The organism is Pseudomonas marvdashtae, from assembly GCF_014268655.2.
Classification (GTDB): domain Bacteria; phylum Pseudomonadota; class Gammaproteobacteria; order Pseudomonadales; family Pseudomonadaceae; genus Aquipseudomonas; species Aquipseudomonas marvdashtae.
Genome location: NZ_JABWQX020000001.1, coordinates 1,555,783 through 1,567,737, shown reverse-complemented (window position 1 = coordinate 1,567,737; position 11,955 = coordinate 1,555,783). Strand labels below are relative to the sequence as shown.

At 60.3% G+C, this 11,955-nt stretch carries 15 protein-coding genes; 1 reads left to right on the top strand and 14 read right to left on the bottom strand.

Annotated features, from left to right (window positions below):
- Positions 1-78 precede the first annotated feature (78 nt).
- From HU742_RS07275 to HU742_RS07210, 14 genes are all read right to left on the bottom strand, one after another.
- Complete coding sequence (locus tag HU742_RS07275) at positions 79-717, bottom strand: TetR/AcrR family transcriptional regulator (RefSeq protein WP_186611511.1); 639 nt, start codon at positions 715-717, stop codon at positions 79-81.
- A gap of 386 nt (positions 718-1,103) precedes the next feature.
- On the bottom strand, positions 1,104-1,898 hold the full coding sequence (locus HU742_RS07270; RefSeq protein WP_186640797.1) for a TatD family hydrolase: 795 nt from the start codon (positions 1,896-1,898) through the stop codon (positions 1,104-1,106).
- Between the two features lie 11 nt (positions 1,899-1,909).
- Positions 1,910-2,266, bottom strand: a complete 357-nt coding sequence (locus HU742_RS07265) for a PilZ domain-containing protein (RefSeq protein WP_186640799.1) — start codon at positions 2,264-2,266, stop codon at positions 1,910-1,912.
- 42 nt (positions 2,267-2,308) lie between these two features.
- Positions 2,309-3,295, bottom strand: a complete 987-nt coding sequence (locus HU742_RS07260; RefSeq protein WP_186640802.1) for a DNA polymerase III subunit delta' — start codon at positions 3,293-3,295, stop codon at positions 2,309-2,311.
- Complete coding sequence (tmk, locus tag HU742_RS07255; RefSeq protein WP_186611515.1) at positions 3,288-3,920, bottom strand: dTMP kinase; 633 nt, start codon at positions 3,918-3,920, stop codon at positions 3,288-3,290. Before tmk ends, HU742_RS07260 begins: the two co-directional genes overlap by 8 nt.
- Positions 3,921-3,940: 20 nt before the next feature.
- Positions 3,941-5,101, bottom strand: coding sequence for an endolytic transglycosylase MltG (mltG, locus tag HU742_RS07250; protein WP_186645072.1), 1,161 nt, complete (start codon positions 5,099-5,101; stop codon positions 3,941-3,943).
- A 3-nt stretch (positions 5,102-5,104) separates the two neighbouring features.
- Entirely contained in the window at positions 5,105-5,920 is an 816-nt protein-coding gene (pabC, locus tag HU742_RS07245) for an aminodeoxychorismate lyase (protein ID WP_186640804.1), read from the bottom strand.
- Positions 5,920-7,164 (bottom strand): beta-ketoacyl-ACP synthase II, encoded by a 1,245-nt coding sequence (gene fabF, locus HU742_RS07240; RefSeq protein ID WP_186611518.1) that lies wholly within the window; start codon positions 7,162-7,164, stop codon positions 5,920-5,922. The genes pabC and fabF overlap by 1 nt, the downstream gene beginning before the upstream one ends.
- Before the next feature lie 108 nt (positions 7,165-7,272).
- Positions 7,273-7,509, bottom strand: coding sequence for an acyl carrier protein (gene acpP, locus HU742_RS07235; protein WP_003175607.1), 237 nt, complete (start codon positions 7,507-7,509; stop codon positions 7,273-7,275).
- A 191-nt stretch (positions 7,510-7,700) separates the two neighbouring features.
- On the bottom strand, positions 7,701-8,444 hold the full coding sequence (gene fabG, locus HU742_RS07230; protein ID WP_186640805.1) for a 3-oxoacyl-ACP reductase FabG: 744 nt from the start codon (positions 8,442-8,444) through the stop codon (positions 7,701-7,703).
- Positions 8,445-8,459: 15 nt separating this feature from the next.
- A complete protein-coding gene (gene fabD, locus HU742_RS07225; RefSeq protein ID WP_186640806.1) occupies positions 8,460-9,398 on the bottom strand; it encodes an ACP S-malonyltransferase in 939 nt (312 codons plus the stop codon).
- A 123-nt stretch (positions 9,399-9,521) separates the two neighbouring features.
- A complete protein-coding gene (plsX, locus tag HU742_RS07220) occupies positions 9,522-10,532 on the bottom strand; it encodes a phosphate acyltransferase PlsX (protein ID WP_186640807.1) in 1,011 nt (336 codons plus the stop codon).
- A gap of 4 nt (positions 10,533-10,536) precedes the next feature.
- The gene (gene rpmF, locus HU742_RS07215; protein WP_003179396.1) at positions 10,537-10,719 is read right to left on the bottom strand and encodes a 50S ribosomal protein L32; all 183 of its coding nucleotides are present in this window, start codon (positions 10,717-10,719) and stop codon (positions 10,537-10,539) included.
- 13 nt (positions 10,720-10,732) lie between these two features.
- Positions 10,733-11,260: a YceD family protein gene (locus tag HU742_RS07210; protein ID WP_186640808.1), complete on the bottom strand. Its 528-nt coding sequence runs from the start codon at positions 11,258-11,260 to the stop codon at positions 10,733-10,735.
- A gap of 105 nt (positions 11,261-11,365) precedes the next feature.
- Here HU742_RS07210 and HU742_RS07205 point away from each other — a divergent pair, with 105 nt between their 5' ends.
- Positions 11,366-11,944, top strand: coding sequence for a Maf family protein (locus HU742_RS07205; protein WP_186640809.1), 579 nt, complete (start codon positions 11,366-11,368; stop codon positions 11,942-11,944).
- The last annotated feature ends 11 nt before the right edge of the window (positions 11,945-11,955 follow it).

Sequence of the window (11,955 nt, the reverse complement as noted above, 5' to 3'; positions counted from 1 at the left end):
GCAAGACCCCAGCCCGAGTATATTCCTGGGGCGCCACGCCATGTAAGCGGACATGGCGCAATTAAACAGCTGAATGCCTCAACTGCTCGGTGTATCCGTATCGCGCTTGCGCTTGTTGCCCATGCGCACGCCGATATCCATCAGGAACTGGAAGAAACCTTCCTGATCTTCCAACACATTGCTCCAGAACGGCGAGTGATACAGCGCCACCGCGCCGTGCACCAATGCCCAAGCAGCGCAGTAGTGGAAATAAGGCGGCACGTCTTCGAGCTTGCCTTCGCTGATCCGGCCTTTGATCAGCAGGGTCAGGCGTTCGAAATTCGAGGCACGGATCTTGTGCAGTTCCTCGACCATTTCCGGCACCTGGTTGCCCTTGACCACTTTCTCTTCGAGACGGTCGAACAAGCGGTAACGTTGGGGGTCACGCATGCGGAACTCGAAGTAGGCCCGGGACAGGGCCTCCTTGTCTTTGTCCACATCGGCCGAATGCAACAGCTCGTTCAAATCGCGCTCGTAATCGAGCATCAAGCGCAGGTAAATCTCCGCCTTGGATTTGAAGTGCTTATAAATCGTGCCTTTGCCGATACCCACGGCATCCGCAATCATCTCGACGGTGACGCTGTCTTCGCCCTGGTCGAGGAACAACTTGAGCGCGGTGTCGAGAATTTCCTGCTCGCGGCGACGAAACTCACGGACCTTACGGGGTTCTTTATGCATAAGAAAAAGGTCTGAAGGGTCAAAATTCGAAGCCGGGTATTATGCCTAACTTACGCAAAAATGCACGGATCATCCGCTCTTGGCGGCAGTTCTTCTAAAAACCGTGCGAACCCGACTCCCCCATGTACGCCACCACCCGCACCGTACTGGCAGGCTTGGGTGACGGTGAGAACCTATCCGAAGCGAACGTATTCCAAATTTGTTTAAAAACCAAAGCGGCCAAACTGGACGCGTCGCCATAGTGATCAATACTTGAACTGTCGGCGCGACATCTCCCCCAAGTGACGCGCCGATAAAGGTACCAACGGACCGCGTGCCTTTGTTTTACTCCTAATGGTCTTAACCCGGATTCACCCCCCAGAACCCGGGTTTTTTTTGCCTGCGATTCAAGCCCGTACCGAACGGACATGGGCCAAGGGAAACAGCCGCTTGAAATTCTCCGTGGTCTGCTGGGCGAACCGCTCGTAGGACTCGCCGCGCAACATCGCCAGGAACTCCGCCACCTCCCGTACGTATTGCGGAAGGTTCGGCTTGCCGCGATACGGTATCGGAGCCAGGTAAGGCGAGTCCGTTTCCACCAGCAAGCGATCGGCCGGCACCTTGCTTGCAACATCGCGCAGGGCATCGGCATTGCGAAACGTGACAATCCCGGACAGGGAAATGTAATAACCCATGTCCAGCGCGGCCTTGGCCATGTCCCAGTCCTCGGTGAAACAATGCAGCACGCCGGCCTGGGGCAACGCCGCCTCTTGCAACAGGGCCAAGGTATCGGCCCGGGCACCGCGGGTATGAATGATCACTGGCTTGCCCGTCTGTTGCGCGGCCTCCAAGTGTAGACGGAACGAAGCCTGCTGAACGTCGGCGGCCTCCGGCTCGTAGTGATAGTCGAGGCCGGTCTCGCCGATGGCGACCACCCGGGGATGGTCCAGCTCACGCAGCAGCCAGTCCAGGGCCGGCGCAGCACCGGGCTGAACATCCAGCGGGTGGATACCGACTGAGCAATCGACGTCTTCGTAACGTTCAGCCAGGACTTTGACGTCGGCCGCATTGTCGGCGCTGACGCCAATGCACAGGAAGTGGCCGACGCCCCGTTGGCGTGCGGCATCCAGCGCAGCGTCCAGGGAGCCGCCATGGGCGACAAGGTCGAGGCGATCGAGGTGGCAATGAGAGTCTACAAGCATAAGAGGCCAGGCTACATCGTATGGGTGGGACGGTCGGACTTGAGGGTTCCGGCCAGGTGGGTTTCGATCTGACTGCGGGCGGAGTTGTCGCCTTCATTGAATTGCACGCCGACGCCAGCGGCCCGATTGCCCTGGGCGCCTTTGGGCGTCATCCAGATCACCTTGCCGGCAACCGGGATTTTCTCCGGCTCGTCCATCAGGCTCAACAGCATGAACACCTCATCGCCCAAGCGATAATTCTTGTTGGTGGGAATGAACAGGCCGCCGTTCTTGATGAAGGGCATGTAGGCGGCGTAAAGCACCGACTTGTCCTTGATGGTCAGGGACAAGATGCCATTGCGTGGCCCGGGACTGACAGGTTCGTTCATGCTGATCTCCGCTGCAATTGAGCTGAGTCTAGGCGCTCTCTGTCAGTTACGACCAGGCAAACTCGCCCATTGCACCAACAGTGCCTCCAGCAGCAACACGCGATTGAGGTTGGCCTTGCTCAGCACCTTCTGACGTTGGGCAAGGATCCAGTCCTGAATGTTCAAGATTTTGTCCTGGCTGCTTTTTTGCGCCAGGTATTGGATCACCTTGCGCATGTCTGCCAGCCCCAGGCCTGCCTCGTCCTCGGTGAGCTGATAACGCAGGACCAGGCTCGACCAGTCGCAGAACCAATCAAACAACAGCAGCAAGGGAATGGCGTTCCACCCCTCGGCCAGTTGCGTCGGAGATTGTTGCTGCTTGAGCAGTTTCTTCACGCCGTCCACCACCAGCGCCCGCTGCTCGCGCACGCCCTGGGCCTGGAGGCTGACGGCGGCAAGCGGTGAACCGGCGGCCAGGGTCAGCAGTTCGACACGTTCTTCATCGGTGCTCTCAGGCAACGCCTGGCCCAGCCATTGCAGGCTGATCGCCTCGCTGGGCAACGGACAGGCCTGCTGCACGCAACGGCTCTTGATGGTTGGCAGCAGACGGCTAGGCTGGTGGCTGACCAGCAACAGCACCGTATCGCCGGAAGGCTCTTCGAGGCTCTTGAGCAGCGCGTTCGCGGCGTTGATGTTCATCGACTCGACCGGCTCGATCAACACCACTTTGCGCCCGCCCATCTGCGCGGTCTGGACCACGAAACTGACCAGGTCGCGGACCTGGTCGACCTTGATCGCCTTGTCCGCCTCTTCCGGCTCCAGCACATAGTTGTCAGGATGACTGCCGGCCCTGAGCAGCATGCACGACTTGCATTCACCGCAGGCGTTCAAGGCCGTCGGAGCCTGGCACAACAAGCTGGCCATCAGGCGCTCGGCAAGGGCTCGCTTGCCGATACCGGCCGGGCCGTGCAACAGATAGGCATGGGCGTGTTGCGAACGACCGGCCAACTGTTGCCACAGGCCGTCCTGCCAGGGATAGGCTTCAGCCACGGGTACGCTCCAGCAAACGCGGCAGCAAGCTGTCCAATGACTGCTGGACTTGCGTCAGCGGCTGAGCGGCGTCGATCAACAAGTAACGCGCAGGATCGGCCTTGGCGCGGCCCAGGAAAGCATTGCGCACGGCATTGAAGAACGCCTGACCTTCAAGCTCGAAGCGATCCAGGCGACCGCGAGCACTGGCGCGGGCCAGGCCGATTTCCACCGGCAGGTCGAAAACCAGGGTCAGGTCAGGTCGCAGGTCGCCCTGGACGAAAGACTCCAGCGCAGCGATACGTTCAAGTGACAAGCCTCGGCCTCCGCCCTGGTACGCGTAGGTCGAATCGGTAAACCGATCACACAGCACAACGGCACCACGGGCCAGCGCCGGGCGAATCACTTCCGCCAGGTGCTGTGCCCGGGCTGCGAACACCAACAGCAGTTCCGTATCGGCGTTCATGACTTCGTCGGCAGGTGCCAGCAGGACCTCGCGAATCCGCTCGGCCAACGGCGTACCGCCCGGCTCACGCGTCAACACGACCTCGACGCCCGATGCCCGCAGGCGTTCGGCCAGGTATTCGCGGTTGGTGCTCTTGCCGGCGCCTTCGGGGCCTTCCAGCGTTATAAACAAGCCAGTCACGGGCGATCCTTAATTCAGTGTCATTGCGGGCTCGGCGGCTCGCTGGCGTTCGGTTCAGGGGCAGGTTCCTGCGGCGGCACCTGAGGCACGGCTTCGGGCGCGGTATCAGGCGATGCGGCGGGAATCGGCGCTGAATCTTCCGGCGCAGCTGGAGCCGGGCTGGAGCGATAGTCGGCACGGCGCTTGAGCTGATATTCGCGCACCGCGTTATTGTGCGTCTCCAGGTCATCGGAAAAGACGTGGCTGCCATCGCCGCGCGCGACAAAGTAAAGGCTGTTGCCGTCGGCCGGGTTCAATGCCGCATGAATCGCCTCGCGCCCAACCATCGCAATGGGCGTTGGCGGCAAGCCTGGAACGAGGTACGTATTGTAGGGATTCGGTTCTTTCAAATGGGCCCGGGTGAGCTTACCGGTGTAGCGCTCCCCCAAGCCATAGATCACGGTGGGATCGGTCTGCAACAGCATGCCAAGGCGCAGGCGGCGCACGAATACTCCGGCAATCTGGTCGCGCTCCTGGGGCACGCCGGTTTCCTTTTCAATCAGGGAGGCCATGATCAGCGCTTGGTAGGGCTGGGTGTAAGGGACGTCGGCGGCGCGTTGCGCCCACTCTTTGGCAAGCACGTCTTCGAGCCGATCGTAGGCTTTTTTCAGCAGGTCGACGTCCGACGTACCGCGCACGAATCGATAGGTATCCGGAAAGAACCGGCCCTCGGGAAATACCCCGGAATGGCCAAGACGCTCCATCACCTGGCTGTCGCTCAGGCCGGCAACGGTTTGCTCGAGCTTTTCAGCCTTGGCCAGCGCAGCGCGAACCTGACGGAAGTTCCACCCCTCTACCAGCGTCACGCTGTACTGCACCACTTCGCCGCGCTTCCAGACACCGATCAGGCCTTCCATGGTCATCCCCGGCGTCATCCGGTATTCACCGGAATGCAACGGCTGGCCGGCGAGATTGAAACGCCAATAGACCCGCAACCAGAATGCATCCTTTATCAGGCCATCAGCTTCGAGACGATTGAAGGTGCCGGTCGGCGTGGTCCCGTTGGGCACGTCGAGCAGTTCTTCCTGGGCGATGTTCAACGGCTGCTGCAAAGCTGAATGAATTTTCCAGGCCGAAGCGCCCAACAACAGCCCCGCCAGAACCAGTCCGGTCTCTAGCAGCAACAAGAATTTACGTCTCACGAATCAAGCATCCAATAGCGTACGGGCAAGGGACTGCAGTTTACGGGTGAGCGGGCCAACCGACCAGCGCGTCGAACCGCATCCGCGTACCGGCCACACGCCGTACACGCTGTTGCAGACAAAGACTTCGTCGGCCTGGTGCAGCTGTTCGAGGCGGATATCGGTGATTTGCGTGGCGATGCCCTGGGACTTGGCTTGAAACAATAATTCCGCGCGCATCACACCGGCCACACCACAACGGCTAAGGTCCGCCGTGAACAATACGCCATCACGCACCAGGAACAGGTTGCTGAAGACGCCTTCGATCACCCGACCGGACGTGTCGAGCATCAAGCCTTCGGCATGCTCGGTGTCGCTCCACTCGGCCCGGGCCAGCACCTGCTCAAGGCGATTGAGATGCTTGAGGCCGGCGAGCAAAGGTTGTTCGCACAGGCGTGTTGCGCAGGGAAACAGCTGAATACCTTGCTCGACATGGGCCGCCGGATAGGCGGCCGGTGGGCTGCCTTGCAAAATGCGTCGAGCCTGGGCCAAGGGGCTCGCGGCATAGCCCCGCTGACTGTCGCCTCGGGTCACGATGAGTTTCATCACGCCTTCGCCAAGCTGTTGCGCATAGGCTTGCAGCTCGTCGTTCAGTAAGGTCCAGTCGAGATTGAATGCCAACCGTTGGCACCCCAGCGCGAGGCGTTGCAAGTGACGCTCCAGCAAAACGAGCTTGCCGTCACGCACAGCGATGGTTTCGAACACACCATCGCCGTAAGCCAGGCCGCGATCTTTCAGCGACAGGACGTCAGCCGTCTGACCGTCGACCCAGCTTTCCATCAACCGGCGAACCGGCGGAACACCAGCGAGCCGTTGGTTCCGCCGAAGCCGAAGGAGTTGGACAACACCACATCGATGTCCATGCTACGGGCCGTATGCGGCACGAAGTCCAAGTCGCAACCCTCGTCTGGCTCATCGAGGTTGATGGTCGGCGGCGCCACCTGGCTATTGATCGCCAGCACGCTGAAGATCGCTTCCACTGCCCCTGCCGCACCCAGCAGGTGACCGGTCATCGACTTGGTAGAGCTGACAGCCAGCTTGTAGGCGTGGTCGCCGAACACAGTCTTGATCGCCTGGGCTTCGGCCAAGTCGCCGGCCGGGGTCGAAGTGCCATGGGCGTTGATGTACTGCACCTGTTCGCCGTTGAGCTTCGCATCCCGCAGGGCGTTGGTGATGCAACGGGCAGCACCGGCACCATCGGCCGGCGGCGACGTCATGTGATACGCATCGCCGCTGGTGCCAAATCCGATCAGTTCGGCATAGATGGTCGCGCCGCGCGCCTTGGCGTGCTCCAGCTCTTCGAGAACCAGCGCACCGGCACCGTCCGACAACACGAAGCCATCGCGGCCCTTGTCCCATGGACGACTGGCGCGGGCCGGCTCATCGTTGCGGGTCGACAGCGCACGGGACGCGCCGAAACCGCCCATGCCCAGGCCGCAAGCGGCCATTTCGGCGCCGCCGGCGATCATCACGTCAGCTTCGTCGTACATGATGTTGCGCGCGGCCATACCGATGCAGTGGGTACCCGTGGTACACGCTGTGGCAATGGCGTAGTTAGGCCCTTGTGCACCCAGGTGGATGGACAGGAAACCGGAAATCATATTGATGATCGAGCCCGGCACGAAGAACGGAGAAATCCGTCGCGGCCCCGAATCATGCAGCGTGCGGCTGGTTTCTTCGATATTGGTCAAGCCGCCAATACCCGAACCCATGGCCACGCCGATGCGCTCACGGTTGGCGTCGGTGACTTCCAGCCCGGCATTGCGCACCGCCTGGAATCCGGCTGCCAAGCCGTATTGAATGAACAGGTCAAGCTTTCGAGCTTCCTTGACCGACAGGTATTCCTCGACATTGAAGCCCTTCACCGAGCCGCCAAAACGGGTGGAATAGGCAGAAAGGTCGGTGTGTTCGATCAGACCAATGCCACTGCGGCCAGCCAGAATGCCTTGCCAGCTGCTCGGCACATCCGTGCCCAGTGGCGACAACATACCCATACCGGTGACTACGACGCGTCTACGCGACACAGCACTCTCCTTTTTCTAATGACGACTTTGCATCAGGCCTAAAGAAAAAACCGCACGCCGAAATGGCAGTGCGGTTTTTCCATGACAGCTAGCGACGACTAAAAACGATTACGCCTGGTGGCTGGTAACGTAGTCGATAGCAGCTTGTACAGTAGTGATCTTCTCAGCTTCTTCGTCAGGAATCTCGGTCTCGAATTCCTCTTCCAGAGCCATCACCAGCTCAACAGTGTCAAGGGAGTCGGCACCCAGGTCTTCAACGAAGGAAGCGGTGTTCACAACTTCTTCTTCTTTAACGCCCAGTTGCTCGGCAACGATTTTCTTGACGCGCTCTTCGATGGTGCTCATACCTTGTTTTCACTCCTAATGGACAAATTCAGGCAGCTGGCCGGTGGGTAAGTGTATAGAAAGACTTTTCAGTTTTTCAACTGAAAGCTTCACTCCTCGAACCCTGGGGCCCGCCGCCTATAAATAGATTGCAGCTTTATAACGGATTTTAGACAGCTCGTATGACATTTTTTTGAAGCAATCCGTCACATTTAACTCATGTACATCCCGCCGTTTACCGGGATTGTAGCCCCAGTCACGTATGCCGCACCGTCCGAAGCAAGAAAAGCGACCACCGACGCGATTTCTTGAGCTTGCCCCAGACGACCCAGCGGAATCTGCGTCAACAAGGCTTCACGCTGTGCTTCTGGCAGTTCACGGGTCATGTCGGTGTCGATGAAACCCGGTGCAACCGAGTTTACCGTAATCGAGCGCGAACCCACTTCACGCGCCAGCGCACGACTGAAACCTTCCAGGCCGGCCTTCGCCGCAGCATAGTTTACTTGGCCTGCGTTGCCCATGGCACCCACAACCGAGCCGATACTGATAATTCGACCCCAACGCGCCTTGGTCATGCCGCGCAGAACGCCCTTGGACAGCCGGTACAGACTGTTCAGGTTGGTATCGATCACATCGAACCATTCGTCATCTTTCATGCGCATCATCAGGTTATCGCGGGTGATACCGGCATTATTGACCAGGATCGCCGGCGCGCCGAACTGCGCCTGAATGCTCGCCAGCACCGCCGCAACGGATTCGTCGCTGGTGACGTTCAGCTCAAGGCCGGTGCCCTGGATGTCGTTTTCCTTCAGGGTCGCGGCGATACGCTCGGCGCCCGAAGCGGAAGTCGCGGTGCCGATGACGATGGCGCCTTGACGACCCAGTTCCAGGGCGATGGCCTGGCCGATGCCACGGCTTGCACCGGTCACCAGTGCAACTTTACCTTGCAGACTCATGCAAGCTTCTCCTGTTCAGGCCTGCGCCGCACGGGCGGCAGCGAAGGCGTCTGGGGTGTTGAGGTTGGAAGTCGACACGCCTTCGGCGCAGCGTTTGTTCAGGCCTGCCAGCACTTTGCCAGGACCGCATTCGACCAGTTCGGTCGCGCCCTTGGCTGCCAGGGTCTGTACCGATTCGACCCAGCGAACCGGCTTGTAGAGTTGTTCCAGCAGATCACGCTTGAGGGTCTCGAGATCCGGCGCCACGTTGGCGCTGACATTCTGCACCACCGGAATCTGCGGGGCCTGCCAGTCGATGGCGGCGATGGATTCGGCAAAGCGCTCGGCGGCTGGACGCATCAGCTCGCAGTGCGATGGCACGCTGACCGGCAAGGGCATGGCGCGCTTGGCACCACGGGCCTTGCAGCCCTCGATGGCGCGCTCGACAGCGGCCTTGGCACCGGCGATGACCACTTGGCCCGGGGAGTTGAAGTTCACCGCGCTGACCACTTCGCCTTGCGCCGCTTCGGCACAGGCAGCGAGCACATCAGCGTCTTCCAGCCCCAGGATCGCGGCCATGCCGCCCTGCCCGGCCGGAACGGCTTCTTGCATCAACTGGCCGCGACGCTCCACCAATTTCACCGCGGCGCCCAGGCTCAGGCTGCCAGCGGCCACGAGGGCGCTGTATTCGCCCAGGCTGTGACCGGCGACAAATGCCGGGCGCGCGCCGCCTTCAGCCAGCCACAAGCGCCACAAGGCGATCGAGGCGGTGAGGATGGCTGGCTGGGTTTTATCGGTTTGATTGAGTTGCTCTTCCGGCCCCTGCTGGGTCAGTGCCCACAAGTCGTAGCCGAGTGCATCGGACGCTTCTTTGAATGTTTCAAGGACCAGCGGGTATTGCGCGCCCAGCTCGGCCAACATACCGAGGGACTGCGAGCCCTGTCCTGGAAAGACGAATGCGAGGGAAGCAGACATGAAAACAAAGCCCCTAATGATCTTGTCGTCAAAAATTGACGCCCCTGGGGGCGCTAGGAAACTGACAGTTGGATGGCGGGTTGAACCGACCGGTCACATTTAAGCATTGTCGGACGAAAACGCCTAAGTTAACAAATCTTCGAGGCGACCATGAAGACGTTCCGGCAGGTTCTCCTGGATCTCGATCACCGCCCGATTGATAGCACTTTGGAACCCCTGCACGCCCGCCGAACCGTGACTCTTGATCACGATGCCCTGCAACCCGAGAAAACTCGCCCCGTTGTGCCGCGCCGGGGCCAGGTCCGCTTGCAGTCGCCGCATCAACGGCAGGGCCAGGGCGCCAACGACCCGCGAGGCCAGATTCTGTTTGAACAGGGCTTCAATGCGCTGGCCGATCATGGTTGCCAGGCCTTCACTGGACTTGAGCAGGATATTGCCGACAAAGCCGTCGCAAACCACAACATCGGCCTCGCCACGGTACAAGCCGTCGCCCTCGATGAAACCGATGTAGTTGATTCCGCTCGCGCCCTGCAACAACGTTGCCGCCAGCTTGACCTGCTGGTTGCCCTTGATGTCTTCGGTGCCGATATTGAGCAGCGCCACGCGAGGCCGGGCGATGCCAAGGGTCTGCGCCGCAACCGAGCCCATCACGGCAAACTGCAACAGGTGCTCGGCGCTGCAATCGACGTTGGCGCCCAGGTCCAGCAACTGGCAGAAGCCGCGCTGGGTCGGGATCGCAGCCACCATCGCCGGGCGATCGATACCCGGCAGGGTCTTGAGTACGTAGCGCGACAGCGCCATCAGCGCACCGGTGTTACCCGCGCTGACACACGCTTGGACTTTACCGTCTCGCAACAACTCAAGAGCCACCCGCATCGAAGCGTCAGGCTTGCCACGCAGGGCCTGGGCCGGCTTTTCGTCCATCGTGATGACTTCGGACGCAGGCGCAATCGATAGGCGCGCGCGATCCGCAGCCGATTGGCCGCTGAGCATTTCTTCAAGGAGAGAGGGTTGACCGACGAGGGTCAGGTGTAGCGAGGGCATGGCGTTCAGGCAAGCAAGGCTGGCCTGGACAATGCTGCGGGGACCGAAGTCCCCGCCCATTGCGTCAATCGCGATGACTTGAGCGGACAAGTGATTACTCGTCGGCGCCCTTGTCGATCACTTTACGGCCACGATATACGCCTTCTGGCGATACGTGGTGACGCAGGTGAACTTCACCGGTGGTTTTTTCTACAGACAGGGTGCTAGCCTCGAGAGCGTCGTGCGAACGGCGCATGTCACGGGCAGAGCGGGATTTTTTGTTCTGCTGAACAGCCATAATTGATTAACTCCTAAACGTTTGGGTCACGCTTTAACTGCGCCAATACACTGAACGGGTTGGACCGCGTTACCTCGTCCTCGCTCGGTTCGGGCTCACCTGCTCCCGCCGGCTGCTGGCATTCTTCCGGATGATGAGCAGGCACAATGGGCAAGGCGAGCAGAAGCTCCTCCTCGATCAGTGACTGCAGATCCAATGGATCTTCGCCCAGTTCCAGCACGTCATAACCTTTCGGCAACGACTGGGTATTCGCACCCTCCTTCACCACGGCGTAACTGCACTCGCTGTGGATCGGCAGGGTGACCAGCTCAAGACAACGCTGGCAAACCATTTTGACTTCAGTGTCGATAAAGCTGTGGATGACCACAGATTTACGTTCATCTCGTTCAAAAACGAATTTGGCCTGGACCGTACCGACATTGTCGGAAAGCGGGTCGCAGAGTCTCTTCAAATCGGCCAGCAGCAGTTCACCTTGAAGGGTGGTGCCACGGTCAGCCAATTTGCGCGGGTCAACGTGAGGTGGAATCGGGTCATTCAACATAGGCGCAGCATTATAGGGATGCACCGGGCCATGTCAAAGGAAATTCAGCCCTGTCCGTCACTTGCGCGCCTCGCTAGAATTCGCTCCTGCCTCCTGGAGACACCCATGCTGCCTTTATTACTTGCCTCAAGCTCGGTCTACCGCCGAGAATTGCTCGCCCGCCTGGGGCTGCCGTTCGTCTGCAGCTCACCGGACATCGACGAAAGCCGCCGCCCCGATGAATCCGCGCTCGAACTGGTAAAACGCCTGGCCCGGGAAAAAGCCTTGGCGCTAGCCGGCAGCCATCCGGCGCACCTGATCATCGGATCAGACCAGGTCGCCGTACTCGGCGAGCGCATCCTGGGCAAGCCCCATACCTTCGAAAACGCCCGTGACCAACTACTGGCCGCCAGCGGCGCCCGCGTGACGTTCCTGACCGGCCTGGCGCTGCTCAACAGCCAGACAGGCACCTGCCAGGTCGATTGCGTTCCGTTTACCGTGACGATGCGGACACTTGACCAGGCACGCGTCGAGCGCTACCTGCGAGCGGAGCAGCCGTACGACTGCGCCGGCAGCTTCAAGGCCGAGGGGCTGGGCGTGAGCCTGTTCAAGAGCACTGAAGGGCCAGACGCCACCAGCCTGATCGGCCTGCCGCTGATTCGCCTTGTGGATATGTTACTGGCCGAGGGTGTGCAGATCCCCTGAGCCACACTGGA

Bases quoted from the DNA above. Each gene is read 5' to 3' on its own strand.
- fabG (WP_186640805.1), bottom strand. From the start codon at position 8,444: ATGAGTCTGCAAGGTAAAGTTGCACTGGTGACCGGTGCAAGCCGTGGC.
- HU742_RS07265 (WP_186640799.1), bottom strand. From the start codon at position 2,266: ATGAACGAACCTGTCAGTCCCGGGCCACGCAATGGCATCTTGTCCCTG.
- rpmF (WP_003179396.1), bottom strand. From the start codon at position 10,719: ATGGCTGTTCAGCAGAACAAAAAATCCCGCTCTGCCCGTGACATGCGC.
- HU742_RS07270 (WP_186640797.1), bottom strand. From the start codon at position 1,898: ATGCTTGTAGACTCTCATTGCCACCTCGATCGCCTCGACCTTGTCGCC.
- pabC (WP_186640804.1), bottom strand. From the start codon at position 5,920: ATGGAAAGCTGGGTCGACGGTCAGACGGCTGACGTCCTGTCGCTGAAA.
- HU742_RS07210 (WP_186640808.1), bottom strand. From the start codon at position 11,260: ATGTTGAATGACCCGATTCCACCTCACGTTGACCCGCGCAAATTGGCT.
- fabD (WP_186640806.1), bottom strand. From the start codon at position 9,398: ATGTCTGCTTCCCTCGCATTCGTCTTTCCAGGACAGGGCTCGCAGTCC.
- HU742_RS07205 (WP_186640809.1), top strand. From the start codon at position 11,366: ATGCTGCCTTTATTACTTGCCTCAAGCTCGGTCTACCGCCGAGAATTG.
- acpP (WP_003175607.1), bottom strand. From the start codon at position 7,509: ATGAGCACCATCGAAGAGCGCGTCAAGAAAATCGTTGCCGAGCAACTG.
- HU742_RS07275 (WP_186611511.1), bottom strand. From the start codon at position 717: ATGCATAAAGAACCCCGTAAGGTCCGTGAGTTTCGTCGCCGCGAGCAG.